Annotated in this window: 23 protein-coding genes and 2 pseudogenes; 20 read left to right on the top strand and 5 right to left on the bottom strand. The window is 29.3% G+C overall.

Features of this window, described 5'->3' with window-relative positions; translation table 11 throughout:
* The first annotated feature begins 7 nt into the window (after window positions 1–7).
* The 4 genes and pseudogenes from JWYL7_RS09030 to JWYL7_RS09015 all read left to right on the top strand — a co-directional run.
* Window positions 8–3,235, top strand: coding sequence for a DEAD/DEAH box helicase family protein (locus JWYL7_RS09030; protein WP_066072034.1), 3,228 nt, complete (start codon window positions 8–10; stop codon window positions 3,233–3,235).
* 426 nt (window positions 3,236–3,661) lie between these two features.
* Window positions 3,662–4,048: a hypothetical protein gene (locus JWYL7_RS09025; protein ID WP_066072030.1), complete on the top strand. Its 387-nt coding sequence runs from the start codon at window positions 3,662–3,664 to the stop codon at window positions 4,046–4,048.
* A 3-nt stretch (window positions 4,049–4,051) separates the two neighbouring features.
* Entirely contained in the window at window positions 4,052–5,509 is a 1,458-nt protein-coding gene (locus tag JWYL7_RS09020; protein WP_066072027.1) for a CHC2 zinc finger domain-containing protein, read from the top strand.
* A 274-nt stretch (window positions 5,510–5,783) separates the two neighbouring features.
* Window positions 5,784–6,233, top strand: a pseudogene (locus JWYL7_RS09015) (IS21 family transposase); the annotation flags it as partial.
* Between the two features lie 39 nt (window positions 6,234–6,272).
* On the opposite strand, the gene JWYL7_RS09010 reads toward JWYL7_RS09015, so the two are convergent.
* Window positions 6,273–7,417, bottom strand: a protein-coding gene (locus JWYL7_RS09010; protein WP_331722131.1) for an IS3 family transposase whose coding sequence is annotated in 2 segments (ribosomal slippage) — window positions 6,273–7,171 and window positions 7,171–7,417 — 1,146 coding nt in all. Because the reading frame shifts where the segments join, the coding sequence is not laid out codon by codon here.
* A gap of 174 nt (window positions 7,418–7,591) precedes the next feature.
* Between JWYL7_RS09010 and JWYL7_RS09000 the strand changes: the two genes are divergently transcribed.
* The 11 genes and pseudogenes from JWYL7_RS09000 to JWYL7_RS10220 all read left to right on the top strand — a co-directional run.
* A complete protein-coding gene (locus JWYL7_RS09000; protein ID WP_331722130.1) occupies window positions 7,592–8,221 on the top strand; it encodes a Mu transposase domain-containing protein in 630 nt (209 codons plus the stop codon).
* Between the two features lie 13 nt (window positions 8,222–8,234).
* A complete protein-coding gene (gene istB, locus JWYL7_RS08995) occupies window positions 8,235–9,002 on the top strand; it encodes an IS21-like element helper ATPase IstB (RefSeq protein ID WP_066072019.1) in 768 nt (255 codons plus the stop codon).
* Between the two features lie 1,282 nt (window positions 9,003–10,284).
* On the top strand, window positions 10,285–10,473 hold the full coding sequence (locus JWYL7_RS08985; RefSeq protein ID WP_066072013.1) for a hypothetical protein: 189 nt from the start codon (window positions 10,285–10,287) through the stop codon (window positions 10,471–10,473).
* A gap of 96 nt (window positions 10,474–10,569) precedes the next feature.
* Window positions 10,570–12,216, top strand: coding sequence for an RNA-binding domain-containing protein (locus JWYL7_RS08980; protein WP_161937501.1), 1,647 nt, complete (start codon window positions 10,570–10,572; stop codon window positions 12,214–12,216).
* A gap of 222 nt (window positions 12,217–12,438) precedes the next feature.
* The gene (locus JWYL7_RS10610) at window positions 12,439–12,606 is read left to right on the top strand and encodes a hypothetical protein (RefSeq protein WP_156473380.1); all 168 of its coding nucleotides are present in this window, start codon (window positions 12,439–12,441) and stop codon (window positions 12,604–12,606) included.
* 104 nt (window positions 12,607–12,710) lie between these two features.
* Complete coding sequence (locus JWYL7_RS08975) at window positions 12,711–13,343, top strand: hypothetical protein (RefSeq protein WP_066072007.1); 633 nt, start codon at window positions 12,711–12,713, stop codon at window positions 13,341–13,343.
* 325 nt (window positions 13,344–13,668) lie between these two features.
* Complete coding sequence (locus JWYL7_RS08970; RefSeq protein WP_066072004.1) at window positions 13,669–14,472, top strand: cache domain-containing protein; 804 nt, start codon at window positions 13,669–13,671, stop codon at window positions 14,470–14,472.
* On the top strand, window positions 14,439–15,362 hold the full coding sequence (locus JWYL7_RS08965) for a methyl-accepting chemotaxis protein (RefSeq protein ID WP_066072001.1): 924 nt from the start codon (window positions 14,439–14,441) through the stop codon (window positions 15,360–15,362). The genes JWYL7_RS08970 and JWYL7_RS08965 overlap by 34 nt, the downstream gene beginning before the upstream one ends.
* A 122-nt stretch (window positions 15,363–15,484) precedes the next feature.
* A complete protein-coding gene (locus JWYL7_RS08960) occupies window positions 15,485–17,056 on the top strand; it encodes a methyl-accepting chemotaxis protein (RefSeq protein WP_066071998.1) in 1,572 nt (523 codons plus the stop codon).
* Between the two features lie 38 nt (window positions 17,057–17,094).
* Complete coding sequence (locus JWYL7_RS08955; RefSeq protein ID WP_066071996.1) at window positions 17,095–17,307, top strand: hypothetical protein; 213 nt, start codon at window positions 17,095–17,097, stop codon at window positions 17,305–17,307.
* Window positions 17,308–17,334: 27 nt separating this feature from the next.
* A pseudogene (locus JWYL7_RS10220) lies at window positions 17,335–17,505 on the top strand (M15 family metallopeptidase); the annotation flags it as partial.
* A gap of 31 nt (window positions 17,506–17,536) precedes the next feature.
* Here the strand turns inward: JWYL7_RS10220 and JWYL7_RS08950 are convergent.
* The 4 genes from JWYL7_RS08950 to JWYL7_RS08935 form a co-directional block, all read right to left on the bottom strand.
* Window positions 17,537–18,226 carry a YetF domain-containing protein gene (locus tag JWYL7_RS08950; protein WP_331721930.1) on the bottom strand — a complete coding sequence of 230 codons (690 nt, stop codon included), beginning with the start codon at window positions 18,224–18,226 and terminating at the stop codon, window positions 17,537–17,539.
* Window positions 18,227–18,327: 101 nt separating this feature from the next.
* Window positions 18,328–18,774: a heat shock protein Hsp18 gene (gene hsp18, locus JWYL7_RS08945; protein ID WP_066071993.1), complete on the bottom strand. Its 447-nt coding sequence runs from the start codon at window positions 18,772–18,774 to the stop codon at window positions 18,328–18,330.
* A 169-nt stretch (window positions 18,775–18,943) separates the two neighbouring features.
* On the bottom strand, window positions 18,944–19,357 hold the full coding sequence (locus JWYL7_RS08940; RefSeq protein WP_066071990.1) for a hypothetical protein: 414 nt from the start codon (window positions 19,355–19,357) through the stop codon (window positions 18,944–18,946).
* A 3-nt stretch (window positions 19,358–19,360) separates the two neighbouring features.
* Window positions 19,361–20,713 (bottom strand): rhodanese-like domain-containing protein, encoded by a 1,353-nt coding sequence (locus JWYL7_RS08935; RefSeq protein WP_066071987.1) that lies wholly within the window; start codon window positions 20,711–20,713, stop codon window positions 19,361–19,363.
* Window positions 20,714–20,960: 247 nt separating this feature from the next.
* Here JWYL7_RS08935 and JWYL7_RS08930 point away from each other — a divergent pair, with 247 nt between their 5' ends.
* The 5 genes from JWYL7_RS08930 to pstA all read left to right on the top strand — a co-directional run bounded on the left by JWYL7_RS08930 (window position 20,961) and on the right by pstA (window position 24,559).
* The gene (locus JWYL7_RS08930; RefSeq protein WP_066071984.1) at window positions 20,961–21,428 is read left to right on the top strand and encodes a PDC sensor domain-containing protein; all 468 of its coding nucleotides are present in this window, start codon (window positions 20,961–20,963) and stop codon (window positions 21,426–21,428) included.
* 17 nt (window positions 21,429–21,445) lie between these two features.
* Complete coding sequence (locus JWYL7_RS10605) at window positions 21,446–21,616, top strand: hypothetical protein (RefSeq protein WP_161937500.1); 171 nt, start codon at window positions 21,446–21,448, stop codon at window positions 21,614–21,616.
* 148 nt (window positions 21,617–21,764) lie between these two features.
* Entirely contained in the window at window positions 21,765–22,652 is an 888-nt protein-coding gene (locus JWYL7_RS08925) for a phosphate ABC transporter substrate-binding protein (protein ID WP_072280220.1), read from the top strand.
* Window positions 22,653–22,786: 134 nt separating this feature from the next.
* Entirely contained in the window at window positions 22,787–23,713 is a 927-nt protein-coding gene (pstC, locus tag JWYL7_RS08920; protein WP_083528378.1) for a phosphate ABC transporter permease subunit PstC, read from the top strand.
* Entirely contained in the window at window positions 23,714–24,559 is an 846-nt protein-coding gene (pstA, locus tag JWYL7_RS08915) for a phosphate ABC transporter permease PstA (protein WP_066071981.1), read from the top strand. It begins immediately after the preceding gene.
* Window positions 24,560–24,564 lie beyond the last annotated feature (5 nt).

The following is a 24,564-nucleotide window of genomic DNA, read 5'->3' as shown; positions in this document are numbered from 1 at the left end:
TGGTCTTGTGGCAACAAAAAAGCAGACAAAAAAGAAACAGGCTTCCTCACTGGAGTTTTATAAAAAATTAGTGCTTAATCAGTATATGCTTAATCTTTTTGGAGTAAATTCATTTGAAGAACTTTCAAGTGAAATAAAGAAAGTAGAAAATGAGGGATATGACGAAAATAACAATACCATATACTGCAAGGAACTAATTGAGCAGTTTGCCAGCCAATGTGCTATTCCACAGGGTAAACTTATACAGTATGATGAAAATATAGTAAAACATACATTCCGTATATCAGAAAAAAGGGGATATATAATTAAATGGAAGTATTTTCAATATCTTTCTCTGCTTTTTTCTGAAATCTATCTTGATAAGTATTTTTCTGAACCTAATAAGTTTTTGGAAGAACTAAATGAATATGTAAGAAGTTTTAATAGCGATAAAGAAAAGGCTGACAGGATAGATGAATATACTTTGGAAGATTTAAATAAACTTGCCTTTTGGAATGCGACGGGTTCTGGTAAGACGCTTATTATGCACATAAATATACTTCAATATATGTATTATTTAAAACTCCACGGCAGAGAAAGGGAAATAAACAGAGTAATACTTTTAACTCCAAGTGAGGGTCTTTCAAACCAGCACCTTATAGAGCTTGAGTTATCGGGATTTAAAGCCGAGCTGTTTGATAAAAATGCTGGAGGATTACTAACAAATAGTGAGAAAAAAATAGAAATCATTGATATTCATAAACTTAAGGATGAAGCCAAGGAAAAAACAGTAGCAGTAGATTTTTTTGAAAAGAATAATCTTGTTTTAGTTGATGAAGGACACAGGGGAAGCAGCGGAAAGGACTGGAAACAAAAAAGAGATACTTTATGTGAGAAGGGATTTTCCTTTGAGTATTCTGCTACCTTTGGTCAGGCAGTTAAAAATGACTCTAAACTTATACAGGAATACGCAAAGTGTATCATTTTTGATTATTCCTATAGGTATTTCCATGGTGATGGATATGGAAAGGATTATAATATTTTAAACCTTGCAGATGACAAAGATGAGGATATGCGAAATTTGTATCTTACTGCATGTCTTATGATGTTTTATCAGCAGCTTAAAATATATGAAGAAAACAGGGAAGCTTTAAATCCTTTTATGATAGAAAAACCTCTTTTAGTATTTGTAGGTAGTACTGTAAATGCCGTTAGAACCGAGAATAAAAAGAATGTATCTGATGTTATTGATATATTATTGTTTTTTGATAGGTTTATTAAAAATGAAAGAAATAAAACAGTAGATAATATACAGAGGCTTTTAAGTGGTAATGCTGGGCTACTTGATAGTAAAAACAGGGAGATATTTAGAGACAGTTTTTTCTACCTTAAAGGTAAAGGCTTATCTCAAGATGCTATTTTCATGGATATGCTTAAAATTATATTTGCAGATGCAATACCAGGGGCACAGCTTCATATAGATATTTTAAATGGAACAGATGGAGAAATAGGATTAAAAGTTGGAGATGCTGAAAACTATTTTGGCTGCATAAATGTTGGTGACAGCAGTAAACTTATAAAGTTGTGCGAAGATATTGGACTTAATACAGAAAAACGTGATTTTTCAAGCTCATTGTTTAGAAGCATCAATGAAACTAACTCTACTATTAATGTACTAATAGGTTCAAAGAAGTTTTCTGAAGGCTGGAACAGCTGGCGTGTTAGTACCATGGGACTTATGAATATGGGCAAAAAAGAAGGTTCGGAGGTTATTCAACTATTTGGACGTGGTGTCAGATTAAAAGGTTATGAATTCTGCTTAAAGAGAAGTAAGAAAGCAGAGAATGTTCCTTCAACTCTGCTTTCTAAAAAGTTTCAAAGCATTATAAGTTTAGTGGAAACGCTTAATGTTTTTGGCGTTAGGGCGGACTATATGCAGCAATTTAAGGAATACTTAAAAGAAGAAGGTATGCCTGATGAAGAAAACAAGATTAACTATTTTGTGCAAACGGTAATAAATTTAGATGAAGAAAAATTAAATAGATTAAAAACACTTAAATTAAAGGAAGGGCTGGATTTTAAACGAAAAGGACCAAGGCCAGTACTTAATTTGCCTTCGTCTTACCCTGGTATGAAGAAGATAGTTCTTGACTATTATCAGAGGATACAATATATTTCCAGCGATGATAAATCAGGCTCACCTGATAATGTAAACAAACATATAGATACCTTAAAGCCTGAACATTTGGCTTTTGTAGACTTTGACAAGGTATATTTCGAGCTTGAAAGATTTAAAAATGAAAAATCATGGTACAATTTGAACATACCAAAGGGAGTATTGAGAGAGATTATGCAGGATGATACTTGGTATATACTTATGATTCCCGAAGACGACCTTAAAATCAAAGATTTTAGAAGTTATATGCGCTTTCAGGAGATTACTACGGTGCTTCTTAAAAAATATTGTGAAGCATTTTATAATTACATGAGACAATCCTACGAACTGCCGAATCTTGAATATCGTGGTTTAGAAAAAGACGATAGAAATTTTGTTAGAGAGTACAGTATAACAGTTTATGATGATGGAAAAAAGGAAACCATAAAAGCAAGGCTTGATTCATTGGTAGATGCTTTAAGAAAGGCTTCAGAGGGAAAGTCAGTTGAAGGACTTAATATGGAAAGTTTTTCTCATGGAACCTTTGATATTATTGATTTTGAAAAGCATCTGTATTCCCCTCTCATTCATGTTGACAAGAATGAGGATAATATTTCAGTAAGTCCAGTTGAGCTTAACGAAGGGGAAAGGCAGTTTGTTTTGGATTTAAGAGATTACTGCACAAAAAATAAGGATTTTTTTAATGATAAAGAGCTTTATCTTTTGAGAAATAAGGCAAAGTCAGGCATAGTTTTTTTTGAAGCCGGGAATTTTTATCCAGATTTCATAATGTGGATTATAGAGGGAAGCAAGCAGTATATTGCATTTATCGATCCAAAGGGAATAAGGAGTATCTCGGGGGGAGAGGAAAACCCTAAAATACAGTTGTACAAGAAAATAAAAGAGCTACAAGCTAATTTATGCAAAACTAATCCCAACGTAATACTTAATTCTTTTATTGTAACTCCTACCCGCCTATCAGAGATAAAGGAAAGCTGGAGAGGCACTATTACAAAGGAAGAACTCGAGAAGTGCAATGTTCTTCTACAAAAGGATGATAAAAAGTATATAGAAAAACTTATAAACAAGGCTTTAAAATAAAAATATAGATAAAATAAATTACTGGTTAATAAGTACAACAATAACCCCTACTACTACTCACTATTTAGGAGTTTATTGTTGTACTTTTTTCACAAAAAACAAAAAGTATGTAAAACTTGACATAAGGCTTTTTGTTTTGATACAGTAAAAACATCAAAGGAAAACTAATTTAGATAACAGTTATAAGAATGATAAAGTCGGATTCAAAATGTAATTTGAATAGGGCTTTTATTTTTTCGCATTTAATAAGACCACCAATTATTGTTAGAAGTGCCATTTACATAATTTTCAAAGGTGGTGGTCAAAGTGTTTGATATAGATATATATATATGTTTGTTTTGATAATAGTATAGAAAGGATTTACAAATAGATGATTTTCAATTTCTTCTTGCTTTTAAGGAATTAGGACAACCTGTATTTTTTAGAATGGCTCAAGATAGTACTAAAGCATTTGCTAAAAGTGAAAATTGTCTTATGCTTGATACTGAAGAAGAGTATGAGTTTATGCGAATGGTATTTAAAAGATACCAAGGAAAAGGATGTGGAATATTTTTTGTAGTAAATAACGGAGGGCAAAGAAGTAAAGATATAACTTCTCTTACAGCACATTTTGGAGATGCTGATTTTGGCAAAGAAGTTACTGGTTTCGATGAGAATGGAAAGAAAATAATAAAATATAGGACTGATGACGAAATAGAAAAGAGTAAGCAGGATTTTTTGATACAGTTGAAGCAGTTTGAAATTGAACCTTCAATTATTGTTGAAACTAAAAATGGATTTCATTTCTATTGGCTGTTGAAGAAAGAGAATTAGGATTTGAGTTTATTTAAACCAATACAAAAAGCTATAATCAATAAATTCAACACTGATCCCAATATTGTAGATTTAAACAGGATACTCCGTATTCCTAATTATATGCATTTAAAAGATCCATCGAATCCATTTAGAATAAAATGTATAAAATTTGATTCTCATCTTCGCTATACGCAGCACGAGATTGCAGATGCTTTACAATGTGATTTACAAATTATACAAAATAATATTTCTAAAAAAATTGAGGCTAATATTAAAGAGAATAAGGTATTAGAAGAAAAATGCAAACCATCAGTTCTAAAAGAGGTTACTGATATAGTTGTTCTTAAAGAATGGGAAAATAAAGAGTTTAATACTATTGAAGATATTGTTGATTATTTAAGAAGGCAGGATATGGGAGAAGTTCTCGGAATAAAATCAGAACCTAATGTAGCTTTTAGATGTATCTTCCATGATGATAATCACCCTTCGGCTGTAATTACAAATAAGCAAGGTGTATATAAATATTTTTGTAATTCGCCTATTTGTAAATTTCATAATGAAAATGGATTGGACATTATTGACATAGTATGCAAAATGAAGTCTATTACATTTATAGAAGCTGTTAAGTATTTATGTCAGAAATTTTCTATTGAAATGCCAGATAAAAGATGGAAAAAATCTCAAGAGGAAAAATATATACAGAATTTGAATAGATTGTTTGATAAATCTTTTCTACAGCAATATAAAAGCCTAAATAAAACTATACGTTGGGGCATAAGGGTATTGGCAGAGATTAATCAGATAGGTTTAGAGAATATTACATTCGATAAATTCAGTCTTGACGGACAGAATATCTTCTTTTTTTCAAACAGATATTTAGCTGGTAGACTGGGGATGAATGTTAAGCAGGCAAACCAATATATAAATCTGTTTTGTGCTTTGAAACTAATAAACAAAGTTCCTAAAGAAGATGTGCCAGAAGCACTTTTAGATAATGCTAAAGAAATTGCAAAAAAACAAGGACAAAGGATGATTAACTTTTATACAGTATCTTCTTTAGGTGAAGTTATACAAAAATCAGATGAAATGGCAAATAAGATGTTAAAAAAAGGATATAGTTCTATAAAGACAGTTAGCAAGGTATTAATACAGAATATTTTTGATGAACAGGTTGCTGGGGATATTTATAAGGGCTGTGAATCCAGTAGTTTTACAAGAAAAGTACAAGATTTAATAGAAAGCTATGTACTTGAAGAGATTATGAAAAAAGGTTATGTTATATTAGATGATATTTATGATAAACAAATTATAATAGATGGAGAAGTAGTAGAAAAAGAAAACAAGTATATTAATTATAAAAGGCTTATTCCTGTGTTGATTGATAAATATAATTTTGAATACCGTAAAGCTAATAAAGAACTTTTACAAAGGTTTGGTTTAAAGGGATATAGTTATGTTCTGTATAAAAAAACTGCATAAGAAAAAATACTTGACTCCTTTAAATATCATTATATATATTGGTTTCAACGGGGTAATACACATTTAGTTTTTATCTAAACAAGTATAATTCGCAGCCTCAGGCTGCGAATTATAAAACAAAATTGCTTCCCAACAGCCTATTTAGGCTGTCTCATAATAAAATCCTTCAAAATCATTGTAAATGATAAAATCAAAATGAACGAAAAGTGGAAAATAAAAATGTACAAAATTGTGCATGAATTTGGTATCCTTCTTAATGGGAGGGATACCAAATATGATGAATATTGTAGCGCAATTAAATATATTAAAGGTTATGGAACTAAAGCCTAATTTTTCAGAGCTTGCAAGAGAGTATGGAATAGATAGAAGAACTGTTAAAAAATATTATGAAGGATACGAAGGTAAACCTAAAAATAAAAATAAAACAAGTAAGTTGGACAAGTTTCATAATGAAATAAAAGAAAAGCTTGCCATAAAAGGTACTACTGTAAAAGCTGTTTATGAATTCTTTGTTAGTAAAGGATATGATATAGGAACATACTCGAATTTTAACAAATATATTAAAAGAAAAGAATTAAAGCCAACTAAAAAAATAAAAGCTCATCCAAGATATGAAACTGCCGAAGGCCAACAAGCACAAGTAGATTGGAAGGAGGAAATAAAACTTACATCAAAATATGGTGAAGAATTCGTTGTAAATGTATTTAATTTTAAACTTGGCTATGGATTTATGTCGATATAGTAGACACAAAAACTCAAATTTTTATGCAGTTTTTCTTAAAGCATCTTCAAGCTGTTGAGGAGTCATATAACCGATACTGCTATGAAGCCTTTTTCTGTTGTACCAGGATTCTATATATTCAAATATAGCTAGCCTTGCAGCATCAAAGTCATAGTATGCAGCTAAGTTTACTTCTTCCTTTTTTAGTGTAGCATGAAAGGATTCTATACAAGCATTGTCATAGGGACATCCCTTGCCGCTAAAGGAATGAACTATATTATGTTCATTAAGATAATCATCAAATTTAGAGCTTGTATATTGGGAGCCCAAATCACTGTGGAGTATAACAGTATTCTTTGGTTTTTGAGTTATGTAGGCATTTTCTACAGCCTTTATAGCTAGTTCTGTATCCATAGTCTTTGAAAAAGCATAGCCAATAATTTTCTTTGTATGAAGATCCAAAACTGAAGCAAGATAGCACCATCCGTCTTTAAGTGTATAAATATAAGTTATATCAGTAACCCATTTTTCATTTATTGTAGTTGTTGAAAAATCTCTTTTCAAAACGTTTTCTTTAGCCTCTATTTTGCTTTTGGAAGAGTGAGGTCTGAATTTTTTGATAATTATGGATTTTATATTTAGTTTTTTCATAATCCTTTGGACTCTCTTAAGGCTTATGGCATGTCCTCTTTCTTCACGAAGCACTTTATGTATTTTGGGAGCACCATAACGACCTTTACTATCTTTATAGATCTTCAGTATTTCTTCCTCGTACATCTTGTTTTCTACGCTTCTTTTGCTTTCGGTTTTGTTTAGATACTTATAAAAAGAGCTTCTTGAAACCTTTAACACTTCACACATTAGCGTGATATCATGCTCTTCTTTATGATCATTTATAAACTCAAAAATAGAGGTTACTTCTTTGCGAATATGGCCATGGCTTTTTTTAATATTTCATTTTCCTCCTCAAGCCTTGCCATCTTCTTTAACATTGCCTGATACTCTTCTGATGTTATAGTTGTATCTTTATCCACAGTTATTGGTTTAGCTTTCTTAATCCATCCATTGATTGTTGATTTTGATATGCCATATTCGCTGCTAAGCTCTGCCAAACTCTTACCAGAGTTATAGAGCTCTACAATTGTCTTTCTAAATTCTTCTGTATAATACTTTTGCCCTTTTGCCATTGTAGACACTTCCTTCCCTTTTTATATTTTAAGGTGTTCGGCTTTTTGTGTCTACACTAATATACTAACACCATTGAATTAAGGGAAAATAAGACACAACAAGATTTATTCGAATGTTTAATTAATGCATTCAAAACGATTGGAGGTGTACCAAAAGTAATACTCTTTGATAATATGAAAACTGTAGTTGATATAGAAAATGGAAGGAGGAAGATAAACAATAAAATGAAAGCTTTTGCAGATGACTTTAACTTTAAAATAGAATTGTGTAAACCGAGACATTCATTTACTAAAGGTAAAGTTGAATCAGCCAATAAATTTATTGATTGGATAATTCCATATAATAATGAATTTAAAGATATAGATGAATTGAGAAATATAATAAAAAATATAAATAAAAAAGTAAATCAATCAGTCAATCAAACTACTTCAGTTCCACCAATTTTGTTATTTCAAAAAGAGAAGGAGTATCTATCACCTCTACCAAACATAAATATCATAGAAAGTTACTTAAACTTTGACCATAAAGTAAAAGTACACAAAGATTCTATGATATATTACAAGGGCAATAGATACTCTGTCCCTGAAAAATACATAAATAAAACTGTAACTCTTAAAATTATAAAAGACGAGTTACATATATATTTTAACACAGAATTGATTTCTGTCCATATATTAACTGATAAAAAAATTAATTATGATTATGATCATTATAAAGACATAATGAAAAATACTATTAAAAATACAGATAATTTAGATCAAATATGCCATGAAAACTTAAATCGCTTAGATAAATTATTATAGGAAAGGTGGTAAAATGAATAATTATATAAAATTGCTTAACAACTTAGATGAACTTGGTTTAACAAATATAAAAAATAATATAGATATTTATCTAAATATAATTAATTCAGGTGAAAAAAGTGTAGTAGATGCTCTTTATGAATTAAGCAGTTTAGAATTAAAATCCAAACAAGAAAAAGCTATTCTTGCTTGTGTAAAAACAGCTAACTTTCCTTTTCTTAAGGAAATTGATGATTTTGAATTCGAATTTCAACCAAATATAAACAAAAAACAAATATTAGATCTAAAAAGTTTAAGATTTGTAGAAAATAATGAAAATATTTTATTCGTAGGGACACCTGGTGTTGGTAAAACACATCTTGCTACCTCTTTGGGTATAGAATGTGCTAAACATAGGTATTCCACCTATTTTATTCACTTTCAAGAATTAATGGCTCAATTAAAAAAGGCGTTAGCTGAAAATCGTTTAGAAGCAAGATTAAAACATTTTTCTAAATATAAAGTACTCATAATAGATGAAGTTGGCTATTTACCAATCGATACAGACACAGCTAATATATTCTTTCAATTAATTTCTAAACGATATGAAAAACATTCTACTATTATAACTACTAATATGCCTTTTTCAAATTGGGGAGAAGTTTTTGGTTCAGCAACAATTGCTAACGCAATATTAGACAGGCTACTTCACCATTCTCATATTATATCTATAAAAGATCCTTCTTACAGATTAAAATCTAAAGTTGAATATTTTAGCAGTTCGTCCAATGTTTCATCATAGTATTATTTTTGTACATAAATATATTCCACTTTTTGTACAAAAGTATATTGACATTTACACGATAAAAAGTGTTTTTAAAAATGTATAGATGTTTAAAATCGTGTTCATAGGGCTGTTTCAATAGAAATAGTCCTTATTTTTTGCCAAAAAAGGTTTCTAAAAACGAATACGATTTTAAATTTAAGTTTATAGGAAAAGACTATAGATTTTGTTTTTGGGGAATTAGTAATTTAGAGAAATTTTAAACTGGTAGTATTAAAACAATCCGATTAATACAAGTTAATATGTATTAATTACAATTGGTTTATATTAATTTGTATTAATATCAATTAATAGAATTATAAACAGAGAAAAATATATTAAAAAACGTAATTTAGCATGAATACGATTTTAAAACCAGGCAGTCTACAATAGATAAGTTATGAGAAGCGAGAAATGGATAGAAAAACGGAGCATTATCAACAATAGAAGTTATAAACGCAAATAATTAGGATTTTTTAACTATAAAACATAATTATCCCTAATTAAGTATATAAATTTTTTTTATGCAAAAATCCGTCCTTGTTATAAATTTTGATATAAGAAAAGAAAGAGCCTTGTCAATTTAAAAATCAACAAAGCCTTATGTATATACTAAAACTACTAACTATATAAAATTAATAAAAGCCTCAAGCATTTTCTGTGCTGCCCAGCCAAAAGGGAAAACTATTTCGTTTTGTTACGGATTTAATACCAGTTTTCATGGGATATTGTAAGGTTATGGTATCCAGTATCCCATCTCTTGTTCTGACAAGGTGTAAAATCCAACCATTCTTATTATATATTATTTTTGTATCTACAGTCCTCATAGACGTACTTCCTTACCCATAGTTTTTAATTTTATTTATTATAAATTTGTTCAAAACCTTGTGTCTTAAGTCTTTACACAATTTTATTATATCTAATAAAGTAATTTTCATTAATAATGACATCTTATTAAAACTTTATTATTGTAAAAATCTATGCAAAATAAAAAATCTCGCATAGATAAAGCTCCTGCGAGTTGTGACGGTACAGGAATTATTCCCTCCGTCAAAGTTAAAATATCAAAATACTTTGTACTTGTCAATACAATTTTATTTGTGCATTCGAGAATAAAGTTGTTAAATATTGACAATATTATCAATAAAGAATTATAATTTACTTATAAGATGGATATATTAGTATAGGTTTGTATTGTATAAAGGTGATTGTTATGTCTTAACAAAGTAATGTAGTCAAATATAATAGCAGGATGAGTACATTGAATGAATGTTTATTTGATTTTAAAATAAATACCGGATATGATTTTGGTGTAATACTACGAGATAAGCAAGAGTTTAAATCGTTTATAAAAGAAGATAATAAAAAGGATTTACGAGAATATAAAGATAAATGTTACAATATTTTAGACAGTGTTGAGAAAATATATACGGATTTAGCAAATAGATAACCAAGTCAAATAATGACTTGGTTTCTTGTTTACTGTTATAATATTTAGTAATAATATAATAAAATAAACTATTCTATGCCAAGAGAGGTTAAAAGTATGGATATAAAAGAAGTAATATCAAAAGGTGAAAAAATAGATATTGAGTTCAAAAGCTGGAAAAAGATAAAAGACAAAAAGGAACTTATGAAAATTATTACAAAAGAAGCGGTAGCATTGGCAAATACTAAAGGTGGAATGATTTTAATTGGTGTAGAAGATAATGGGGAAATTACAGGATGTGACAATTATGATATACAAAATATTATGGAAAGTATTTATGATAGAACTATACCAAAATTATTTACTGACATTGAAGAAGTCTTTGTAGAAAACAATACAATATTAGTAATATATGTACCTAAAGGGAGTACATTATATGCTACTTCTGCCGGAGAAGTGTATAAAAGGTTGGGTAAAAATACAAAACCAATGTTTCCAGAAGAATTTCCTATAATGCAATCGGGGAAAGTAAACAATGATTTTTCAAATGTTATTATAGAAGATTCCAGCGAGGAAGATATTGATAGTTTAGAAGTTTATAAAATAAAAGAAAAATTAAAAATAAGAGATCCAGAGTCTACTTTACCATTAATGGATGATAAATCTTTTTTAAAAGATTTACATCTCATTAAGGAGAAGGATAATAAGATAAAATTAACTGTTGCAGGTATGCTTTTCGTTGGAAAAGAAAGTTCTATAAACAGAACTATACCTCAAGCTGAAATAATATATCTGCATTATAGTGATATTAATAAGACAGAATACGATAAAAGAATAGATTTGAAAGTACCTATTATATCGGCATTGGATAGATTAACAGAAATAATAGAGAGTAGTAATTATATAACAAACATACAAATAGGTTTATTTAGACTTGAAGTTAAAGATTTTCCTAAAAATGTATTCCAAGAAGCCATTTTAAATGCTATTTGCCATAGAGATTATCAAAGCAATGGAGCTATTTATGTAAAACACTATTCTAATAAAATTGTAATTGAAAATCCTGGAGGATTTCCTGAAGGTATAAATGAAAATAACATAATAACACATCCATCTATTCCAAGAAATAAACTCATCGCAGAAACATTACAGAAGTTAAAATATGTTCAAAGATCAGGACAAGGTGTAGATATAATATTTAGAGACATGATTTTTTTTGGAAAACCATTACCTACATATAGTACGTATAGTGAAGCAGTTACATTAACATTAAAAAGTAATCTTGAAGACAAAAATTTTACTAAATTCTTAATCGAAGAACAAGATAAAAATCAAATAATATTTAGTACAAGTCAAATAATGATATTAAAATATTTAAAAGATAATGGAACTATAACTTTAGAAGATGCATCTAAACATGCTCAATTATCTTTAGAAGATACTCAAGGAGTTTTGAATGAACTTATAAATTATGGATATGTAGAAAGAAATGGATTTAAAAAATATATTCTTACAGAAAAAGTGTATTACAGTTTAGGCGATGATGTTGGATATATAAAAGATAAGGAAATAGAATATATTAGAGCTAAAGATATGATAATTCAATATCTCAAAAAAAATAATTCTATCAACAATACTAAAGTTAGAGAATTATGCGGATGCAGTGAAAGAAAAGCAAAATATTATTTAGATAAAATGATGGAAGAAGCGTTGTTAGAACCTAAAGGTGAGAAGAGATACAGGGTATATTTATTGAAAAAATAAAATAAATCTATCAACATTCTATCAACAATTTTTTATTTTTGTTGATAGAACGTTGATAGAAAATTAACCTGATACTTACCATATGCAAAAAATATAAAATGTATTTTCAGTGGAGATTTGTATATTAACAAGCAAATCTCCATTTTGCTATTAATGGCCCTTTAAATTTTATAAAATGGACGTTATAATAACTCCATCCATAAGAAAGGAGCTGTATGATACATGATAGAATGTGAAGAAAAACTCATAAATGCTGCCCAAGAAATTATTTTTACTGCTCGCTTAAGAGGAAATGACCTGGCACAGTTCGGCAGGGAAGTGGCAGAAATACTATTAAATCATGGGCTTTTAGAAAAAGAAGCCTATGAAGTTCTTACAGGTAGAGTATAATTAAATCGAGATTGTATACTCAAAACTATGTTTGAGGTAATTGTTGATACGGTGAACCGTACCATAAGTAATGAAAATTAGAAAAAAAGAGTAGGGGATAGAGTATGAAAAAAATTATAATTACTATATGTGCTACACTAATACTTATATCTACAAATGTTTATGGAGCAGATCTAATATATAGACTAACACATGGTGACCAGTACGCTTTAGTATTAGGAACTGTAAAGCAAGTAGATGAAAAAGGAATTGATATAAGTGTAGAAAAGATATTAAATGGAAAGACTGTAGGCAAGAACATAAAAATATATATAAATGATAAACAAAATATATACTCATACGAACCAAAAGAAGGAGATTATATAGTAGCATCAATAGATAAGAAACCATCTGATTACATATTAAAATGGGGAGTATTTAAAGTATCTTCACTAGATTATAAGACTTTAGATATACAAAGTGGTCTATCATCATCAGATAGAGCTATATTAAAATACTATATAAATAATGGATGCAAAGAAATCGACTTTTATTATGAAAATGGAAAAGTATTCATTAGAAAAAGTGATGGAAGTGTTGAAAAGATATATTCAGAAGATATTATAGAAACTGATACTCTTGATGACATTACAAATGAAATAGAAAAATTAGCATTCAATAGAAAAACTGTTATTATATCTCTTAGTAGTGTTATTCTTGTCTTATTGGTACGTTTGTATCTCGATAAAAGAAAGTAACAGTAAAACTCAATGCGGACTAAAAAATTTTTAAAAAAAGCTCTTTATCAATAGTTGGGGTAGGATTGACATCAATCCTACTCCATTACTATATTTGAACCTATTTTAATATAGTCATAAAGTTTTGCATAATTAAGTATAGCAGATAAAATAAAAACAATAGAGTAAGTCAAGTATGCTAAATGTGCAAATAAGTATCACTAAGACAAGGTAGGTTTCATATTGAGAAGCCTAACTTAAAATGAAAAAATATTTTAATAGTTTTGACATAAGATACTGTATAAAATATAATAAAATAAATAAAAAGTTTAGTGGGGGATAGACTATGAAGAAAACTAGTAAACTTAGGATAAAACTTACAATAATATTTATATTAATTTCTCTTATTCCAGTAATAACAACAGCCTTTATCTTAATTAATAACAGCAAAAACTTAATAGAACAAAAAATGAACAATCTAACAAAACAAATTTCAACTGAAAAAGTAGCTTATATAGATTCACTTATACAAGTATCTGAAACGGCTATACAATCTATAACAAAAGACGAAAATATATTATCAGGAAACACCGAAAATATATTCTCTATATTATCAAACTATAACTTATCTAACCCAAACTTTTTCCAAAGCTATATAGGAAAACAAGACAAAGAATTTATAATAACTCCTAAAAGACAAATGCCTGAAGGTTATGATCCAACACAAAGACCATGGTATATAGAGGCTACTAATAATTTTGGAAATGTAATAATAACTAAACCTTATCAATCGTCATCAACAGGATATATGATGGTAACAGTAGCAAAGGCATTTAAGCTAAGTGATGGAACACAGGCTGTAGCAGGAATAGATATAACATTAGAAACACTTATAGACCATATAGCGAAAACTAGGGTAGGAGAAACAGGATATACAGTTTTATTACAAGAAGATGGAACAATAATTGCTCATCCAAACGAACAGTTAGTAATGACTAACATAGCTGATGAATATGAATTTGGAAAAGAAGTTATTTCTCAAAAAAGTGGAAATCTAAAATATACTACAGATAGAGAAAGTAAAATAAGTGGATTTGATCAATCAAGCCTTACAAATTGGATAGTTTTATCTTCAATAGTAGTGTTTTAGACGAATCTACAAATCTGTCATCAATTTCTAAAGAGATGGCTTTATCAAGTCAAGAGCTAGCAAGTACTATGGATCAGGTGTCACAAGGAGCAACATCGCAAGCTAGTGATCTTCAGGATATTGTAGAGTTTATGGACAATCTTTCAACAAAAATAGAAAGTGTATATAGTGAACTTGAAAATGTAAAAAACGAAGCTACAATTGCTATACAAAAGGCTAATAACGGAAGTTTAGAAATGGACAAGTTAGTCGCTTCTATAAATGGAATAAAAAGTGTATTTGAAAATGTTAATCAAAAGGTAAACGCCTTAACAGATTCTGTTGAGAAAATAAATAATATGACAGAAATTATAAATTCTATATCAGAACAAACAAACCTTCTTGCTCTTAATGCATCCATAGAGGCAGCAAGAGCAGGAGAGGCAGGCAAAGGATTTGGTGTAGTAGCCCAAGAGGTCAAAAAGCTTGCAGAAGCATCTAAAAAGTCTACAGTTGAGATAACAGAGCTTGTAAACTCAATTCAACTAGATACAAAAGAAGTTATAAAGGCATCTTCAGAGGTAGAAAAGTTTATTAGTGATCAGACTAGTGTTGTAGAAAATACAGTTTTTGCTTTTATTGATATACTAGATGCTATACAAAAAGTTGGACCATGTGTAGATAATACTTATGATCAAATGAATGAAATGAAACAAGCTAAACAAAGAGCTATATCAAAAGTAGAAGATGTAAGTGCTGTAATTGAAGAAAATACTGCAGCATCACAAGAAGTTGCAGCATCATCATCTGAACTTTCTACTTCATCTGATGAAGTAGCTAAAACAGCTCAAAACTTAAGCTCTATGGCAAAAGATTTAGTTAATATAGTAAATGAGTTTAAAGTAGATTAAGAGCAGGGTTTTCTGCTCTTATTTTTTTAATATAGTTATAATTGAATTATACAAAAATTATTGTTATACTGAAAATGCATCGAAAATTATCGATTAATTAGTAATTGAGGAGAGAAGAAAAGATGAGACAAAAATTAGCTTTAAGCATTATTTCTCTAGCGTATTTACTTTTAATTGTTTTTATTAACTTATTTTTCTTATCAAGTTTAGGATATGGGTTATCAGTAACCACAAATATTATTATTACAGCTTTATATGTATACTTGATGATAAGCAGTATTTACAAAGAAAAAATTAAGAAATTATGGTATGTGCTAGATATAGTGAATAAAAGCAAATATGATTACAATTTACATGAAATAAAGGATAATTATAATGAGGATTTTATTTTGTCTGTTATAGATGGGTTTAATAATACTAAAGAGGCTTCAAAATTTGTATTAAAGTCTGCTGTTGATCTTTCAAAAATATCAGACATTGTTTCTGAAAAAGTAAATAATATGGAACAGTCAGCAGATCAAATTGCATCTGCAAGTGAAGAAATAGTGGCAGGGTCATTAAATCAAATGGAAAGTATAAATAATATATTTAGCAGTATAGAAAACGTAGGAAAAAATATAGATAGAATAATAAATGAGCTTAAGACAATAGAAGATAAAGCTGATATATCTGTAAAATTAACAGATGATGGAAACATGTATGTTCAGAAAACAAAACAATCAGTAGAAACTATAAAAAGCACTATAAACCAATATACTAGTAATTTACAAGACTTTGCAGAAAGCTTTTCTGAAATTATAAAATTTGCAGATGTAATAAGAAATATAACAGAGCAAACTACTTTACTTGCTTTAAACTCATCTATAGAAGCAGCAAGAGCAGGAGAATATGGAAAAGGGTTTGCAGTTGTTGCAAATGAAATAGGTAATTTATCTAAGCAATCACAGTCAGCTACTGAAAAGATAAGCTCAGCTATTCAAGATATGGAAAAGAAGATAGGAATGTTAACTGAAGAAATGTCAAAGAGCAAAGAGATGATAAATGAAAGTATACAAATAGCTGAAAAAACAGAGCATGCATTTAAACAGATATCTGAAAGTACTATAGAAACTAAAAATCAAGTGTCTACTATAGGAAAACATATGGAAGAAATAGGAAAAGACACAGAGGTTGTTATAAACTCAGTAGAAACAATACAGGAAATATCTCAAGGAAATGCAGCTGACTGCCAGCAGTTTAGTGCAGCTATAGAAGATATGAATATGTCTTTTAAAGATATAGTTAAAGAAGCAAGCAATTTAAAAGAAAGTTTAAATAAATTACAACAAACAGTTGCAAGAGATACAATGGATAAATATATGTATCAAAAAGCTTTAGAATTGAAAAGTTATCTTGAAAAGTCAAAAGAGTATGATTTAAAAAATCTTGCATCTATGCTTAACATTGATGAAATATATATAGTGAATTCTTCAGGAATAATTGTAGAGTGTTCAGATCCTGATGGTATAGGACTAGATTCATTCAAGATAGATCCTATATCTTTTGAAGCTTCTAAATTAAAAGAAGGATATAAAGCTACTCCTATAAGAAAAAGAGCAAATGATGATAAAATATATAAATTTTTGCATATACCATATAATAACGGTGGGGTTATAAGTGTTTCTTTATCTTTACAATCTTTATTAAGCTTATAATACATCGGGAATTATTATCTAAAAGAGAGTTGGGGGAAATGAAAAGAGAACTTTTAGGACAAGTATATATAATTCTTGCCATATTATTATTTGTATTTATACATCCTCTAAAAGAAACTTATATTTCAGCAAAAGATGTATCAGTTCAGATAGTTGAAGATAATGAAATACATGATATAAAAGAGGATAATTTGTATGAAGAAAAGCCTATGGAAAAAACATCACCATATTATGTACAGGGGTTATTATAGTAAATAAAGGGCATTCTCTACCACCGACATAAGTATGGATTTATATTAAGATATCCTAGAGGAAAAGAACACATAACAGGATATATGTATGAGCCATGGCACTTTAGATATGTAGGAGTTGAAATTGCCACAAAAATTAAAGAAAGTGGACTTACATTAGATGAATATTTTGATGTAGTTTATCCAGATTATGAATAAAATGCAGGCTAAGTCCCTGCATTTTATTTTCCTATGTTCTATTGTATGGAATTACAAATAATTTGTCATTTTCTAGCCATTCAGCTAAAAGTACATCTTCAATTTTATTTATATTATGTGATGATAATTCATCTAAAAGCCAACTAATGTCTTTTCCTAATTCATGCAGGTTTTCTTTTATTAGATTTCCATCTCTAATTAGTGTTATAGGTAAATAAACTTTTTGGTCAGGCATATTAAAATCCTGAAGAGTAGTTTTTTGGTAGGGAGTTTTTTTAAGTATACTTATTGATCCATTAGATTCAACAAATGCAAAAGCCACTTCTCTGATAGAAAAAGTTTCACTTTGTCGCAATACACTTTGTAATTGACTTATATTCATCCTACACTTTTTAAGTTCTTTTAAGTCGATTTGACCATCTCTAATAACCATTGAAGGTTTACCTTCAAATATTTGTCTAAATAGTGGAGATTTTTGAGCAAAATATTCTACTAAAAAAATTAGCCCTCCCCATATAGATATTGTAAATAAAATATGAGTTACGCCTACACTATCATCATAAACAGCATTTCCAAGTAATTCGCTTAAAACAATAGAGCAGATGAAGTGAAACGGAGTTATCTGTGATATTATTTTTTTCCGATGATTTTGACTAAGATAAACAGAGAAAAAAATCCTATGATAAGTCTTATAGCTAAGTCTGAAAACGGCATTTTTCATTCCCCCTTAAAATCTAATACAATATGATATTTGACAACAACAAATAAATACATACTTGTTTATATAGAAAAAAGGGTATTCTATGCGAATACCCTTTTGCCTTATTTTATAGTTATTTTTTTCTTACTAACTTTGTGTTTTTCAAGCTTAGGTAAAATAATCTTTAAAACCCCATTTGTAAAAGATGCACTTATTTTTTCCTCATCTACATTATCTATAAAGAATCTTCTTTTAAACTCTCCATAGCTTCTTTCTCTTCTGATATAGTTATCAGATGTATTCTCGATAGAATCTTCCCTTTTTGCAGTTATTGTTAGATAATTATTTTCATATTCAATATCAATAGCTTCCTTGTGTATTCCAGGAAGATCAGCTTCTATAAGATACTCACTTTCTGTTTCTTTAAGGTCTACTTTAAAACTTTCTTCAAAAGTATTTATTGAAGGGAAAAAGTCATCATTAAAAAAGTTATTAAAGATTTGATTAATATAGTCTTCTCTTCTTCTCAATGCACTACTGTTTCTTGGGAAAGGAATCATATCAAACATACAAATCCCTCCTTAAAGATTTAGTAATGTTAGTAGAGTTTTCTCTACACTTATATATTATACAAAATAATTAAAAAAGTTAATAATTAAAAATCTCACATATATTATACCCAATTAATCAATAATTATTAAAAAAATTTATTTTCTACGTGTTAGAAAAAAGCTCTTGCTATTTTTCAAGCAAGAGCTTAGTTATAATTAGAATTTGAATTATTAAACATATTTCAAAAGCCATTACAAAGTATATATAAGATATAGAATTTATAAAAAACGAACCATTTATAGAAAAATAAACCATAAAACTGAGTATAAAACCTACAATAACTTGAAATTTTAGGAAGTTATTTTTTCTATTTTTTATAAATATAAAAATCATTATAAATATAATAATAAGTAAAATAGATAATACACTCTGCATAAGTAAACTTTCCTTTGAATATATATTTTGCTGGTATTGAAGACTCCTAGAATATACATGGCGCATTACTCCAGCTTTTTTAGATGTAAGGGAGTTTACTATATAAACAGATATTAAACAAAAAGCTTGAACAAACAAAGATAATATATATAAGAATTTATTCATACTTTACTTAGGTTCTCCTGTTTCTATAGGATTACTAGGATCATTACTCCAGCCAATCCATCCATCACTATATAAAGAAGTATTTTCAAGCCCCATAACTTGAGCATAAGTTAATACCTCTGCAGCACGCCATCCACTTCCACACATAAATGCAAGATGTTTATTTATATCTATTCCAGAATCTTCCCATAAAGCTAATATCTCTTTAAAGTTACGCATAGTATTATCTATATTTCTATAATAGTCAAGAGAATTTGAATCCTTAAGTCCAGCATATCCATAGAAAGAGTTAGGTATACGACCTTTTTTATCGTGATAACTATATCCAGATGACTTTCCTATATGTTCATCCCAAGTACGATTATCAACTAAAATAAACTCATTTTTAGTTAGATTCTCTTTAACTTGATCAATAGTAGTTATTAAGCTAGGATTAGCAGGTATTTTAGACCCAAAATCACTTACAGGAGTTGGATAATTAGATGTAGTTTCCACATCATATCCTGCTAGTTTCCAAGCAAGTAATCCACCATTTAATACCCTTACATCTTCAACTCCCATATATCTAAGAACAACAGCTACTCTATAAGCTGCCATTTGATTTTCACCTGTTACTATAACAGTATCATCTTTAGTAAATCCGTATTCTAAGGCAAATTGAGTCAGCTGCTTATCATCAGCTAACATCCAAGTAGGAGGAGGCTCTACAAGGTCAGTATTAATATGGAAAGCTGTAGGAACATGTCCTTTAGAATAAGATGCATCTTCATCTCCCCAGCTAGCCTCAACAATTTTTATTTGTTTAGCATTTTCGAAAGTCTCAGGAGTCTTTCCATCTAATATATCTTTAACTATACTAGGAGGAACTATTAAATGATAATTTTTATATTTTTCCATAGGAAGACTTTCATCATTAGCCCATTCATTTACATCATATATATATATATTTTCATATCCTTTTTGGCTTAAATAATTAGCAACCTTTAGAGAATCGTTTTGATTAGAACAATATAAAACTATATTTTTGTCTTTATCTATACCTTTATTTTTTAAAGTTTCATCTAAAATCTTTTCCTTATTTTCAACATCTACACGGAGCCAATTAGCAGAAAAGTCAACTGCATTAGGTATGTGTCCTCCTCTTTTAATTCCATTTAATCTCCAACCATTAAACTCATCATTGCTACGAGTATCAACTAATACCCAAGACGAGTCATCTAGTTTTTCCTTTAACTCACTAGTTGAAATACTTTTAAGCTGAACATCTTCAATATTACTTTGATCTAACTGCTCACTAGAGCAAGCAGACAGTATTAAAGATAATACAATAGTCATTACAAGCAAATATTTTTTCATCTTTCTACTCCCCTTTTGTACTAAATTTAACTAATATTTTAACAATATATTAACATATATAAGTTCACTGTAATTATAGAAAAAAATTATAAAAGTTCCATATAATCATAAATTCACTTTATATATAAGTAAAAAATCTTTTTAACATATTCTTAACAACAACTTAATTAAAACTTAATTTTACTAACTTGAATACAGTATATATTAAAACTGTACAAGACTTTACATACAGAAAAGGAGAATTGAGATGAGTTTTAAATTTAGGATAGGAGCTAAGTTAACATCTATGTTTTTAGTTCTTTGTATTTTACCTACTGTAATATTAGGGTTTTATGCTTATCGTCAAACATTTAGAGGTTTACAGCTAGGTGAATTAGAAAAACACAATATTTTACTTGAAGGGATAGTTTCAAATACTAGAACGACTCTAACTGATACGGAATTTTTATTAAAAAATTTAGCAACTAATTCTTCGTTTAATCAAACACTAAAAATGTATAACCAAGGAGAAAGCATAGATAATACTATACCTTTAAAAGAAACCAACAATATGCTAAGAAAAATATATGTAGATTCTATGGGATATTATGAAAGTGTATTTTTAGTAGGACTAGATGGAAATATTATAGCAGATAGTTTAGGTAGAACAGAGTATAGTCTAGGGGTTACAGATCTGAGCTTTGTAAAAGAAGCAATGAATAAAAAATCATTTTAAGACAATCAGCAGAAAATATGATTGAAGTTACAGATAACATGCAAAGCTATACAGATGAAATAGCTGCAACGGCTCAACAATTTTTAGAATCTGCAGAGCAAGGAAAAGAAATTAGTACAGAAATACAAGAAGCTATAAATATTGTTATGAAAAAATCAGATGAAGATGAATCAAGTATGGACATTTAGCAAAAAATTATTCAAAAACCAGATCTTTTTAACAAAACCATAACATTATATTAACTTTACCTTAACCAATTAGTTTTTCTGAGAAGTTATAATCTATTTGTAAGCTAAATCAAGCAAAAACTTAAAAAAGTGAAAGGAGATTCACAGAATGAAAAAAATAGCTTTACTACTTGTATTATTAATGGTATCTTCTTTAGCTCTTGTAGGGTGTGGGGAAAAAGCACCAGAGCAAACAGAACAAAATCAAACAGGACAAGCAGATGTAGATTTTAGTAAACTTGTTCAAGTAAAAGGATCAGACACAATGGTTAACTTAGGGCAAAGATGGGCAGAAGAATTTATGGATAAATATCCAGAAGCTCAAATAGCTGTAACAGGAGGAGGTTCTGGTACAGGAATAGCAGCTATAATAAACGGAACAGCAGATATAGCTCAATCTTCAAGAAAAATGAAAGAAGCTGAGTTAGAGCAAGCTAAAGCAAATGGATTTGAATTAAAAGAGTTTGTACCAGGAAAAGATGGAATAGCAATAGCAGTTCACAAAGATAATCCTATCGAAACATTAACAATGGATGATTTAAAAGCAATATTTACTGGAGAAAAGACTAACTGGAAAGATTTCGGTGGTAATGATGCACCTATAACGCTATATTCAAGAGAATCAAACTCTGGTACTTATGCATTCTTTAAAGAATTCGTTCTTAAAGATGAAGAATATGCACAAAGCTCAAATTTAATGCCTTCTACTCAAGCTATAGTTGAAGCACTAAAACAAGATGTTAATGGAATAGGATATATAGGTTTAGGATACTTAAGTAATGAAGTAAAAGCAGTTAAAATTTCTAAAGATGCTAATAGTGAAGCAATAGCACCATCATTAGAGACAGTTAAAAGTGGAGCATATCCTGTAGCAAGAGGATTATATATATACACTGCAGGAGAACCTCAAGGAGTAATAAAATTATATGTTGATTTCATGATGGGTCCAGAAGGACAAAAAGTTGTAGAAGAAGTTGGATTTATACCTGTTAAGTAATAAAACAAGTTGTAAGCGGATGACTTTATGTCGTCCGCCTGAATTTATGTTTACAAGGGGATAGAAATTAAAGATAGGAAAAGTTTTGTTTTTATCTATACAATTATAGTTTATATAGATTAAGAGGTGGCAGTATGTCTAATATAACGTTTGAGAGAAAAGACACTGATCTAAATAGAAAAGCTAAAGATAAACTTTTAGAGTTTATTATAGAAAAGACTATTTTTATATTTGGAATTACTTCAATTATAGTTATTTCTTTGATATTTATATTTTTATTTAGAAATGGAATAAGAGTATTTAACGATGTAAGTCCTAAAGAATTTTTCTTTAGTAAAAACTGGTTCCCTATATCAGTAAATCCACAATATGGGATATTGCCATTAGTTGCAGGGTCCCTTATGGTAACTACGGGTGCTGTCTTTATTTCTGTCCCTTTAGGTATAGGCTGTGCTATCTTTATTTCAGAGGTAGCACCGCCGAAACTTAAGACAGTTTTAAAGGTTATTATAGAGTTTTTGTCAGCAATTCCATCAGTTGTTTTAGGATTTTTAGGAATTGTAGTTTTATCTAACTGGGTAAGGATAACATTTAATTTATCCTCAGGTTTTACAGTATTAACTGGATCAATATTAGTATCTTTCATGGCACTTCCAACTATTATAACTATATCAGATGATGCAATAAATGCTCTTCCAAAAGAATATAAAGAAGCATCTTTAGCCCTTGGAGCTTCTAAGTGGGAAACTATATTCCATGTTCTTTTACCTGCTGCTTCATCTGGAATAATTGCAGCAGTTATGTTGGGTATAGGAAGGGCTATAGGAGAGACAATGACAGTTATGATGGTTACAGGAAATGCAGCTCAAATTCCAGATTCGTTTCTTCAACCTGGAAGAACTATGACTGCTACTATAGCAGCAGAAATGGGAGATACAGTTAGAAATGGAACACATTATAATGCGTTATTTGCAGTTGGAATTGTTCTGTTAATAATGACTAGTATTATAAATTTAATAGCAGATTTTGTTCTTTCCCGTGCTAGTAAGGAGGGAAGATAGATGAGCAAGAATACAAAACAACAAATAGCATTTGCAATACTTACGTTAGCAGCTTTGATAGTTGTTATTCCTACAATATTGATAATAGGATTTATATTCGTAAAGGGATCATCAGCAGTTACATGGGAGTTTTTAACTTCTATGCCTAGACAAGGTATGAGAGCAGGAGGAATTTATCCTGCTATAGTTGGAACTTTATATTTAGTTACAGGAACTATAATATTTGCACTTCCCCTTGGAATAGGATCAGCTATTTATTTAACTGAGTATGCAAAAAAGGGAAGGCTTAATAGAATAATTAGATTGGCTATAGTCAATCTAGCAGGAGTTCCATCAGTAGTATACGGATTATTTGGATTAGGATTATTTGTTTTATTTTTAGGATTTGGATCTTCTATATTGGCAGGAGCGTTGACTTTAGCTTGTTTGATTTTACCTACTGTTATTACAGCTTCAGAAGAAGCACTTAAAAGTGTTCCTAAAAGCTACAGAGAAGCTTCATTAGCATTGGGAGCTACTAAGTGGCAAACAATTAGACATGTTGTATTGCCTCACGCTATGCCTGGGATATTAACAGGAGCAATATTAGGTATAGGTAGAGCTGCTGGAGAGACAGCACCTATTTTATTAACAGTTGCTGCTTTCTTCTTACCTAGGCTGCCAAGAACAGTATTTGATCAAGCTATGGCACTACCATATCATTTATATATTATTTCAACCCAAGTACCTAATATGCCAGATGATATTAAATACGCAACAGCGCTTGTATTACTTGGAATAGTAGGAATATTCTTCACTATCGCAACGAGCATAAGAATAAAATTTAAGATGAGCAATAAAGCATAGGTTGG

Source organism: Alkalithermobacter thermoalcaliphilus JW-YL-7 = DSM 7308 (assembly GCA_001584565.1).
Taxonomy (GTDB): domain Bacteria; phylum Bacillota; class Clostridia; order Peptostreptococcales; family Peptostreptococcaceae; genus Alkalithermobacter; species Alkalithermobacter thermoalcaliphilus.
Note: the sequence above shows the minus strand (reverse complement) of the source record. Positions and strands in the feature narration are given on the sequence as shown.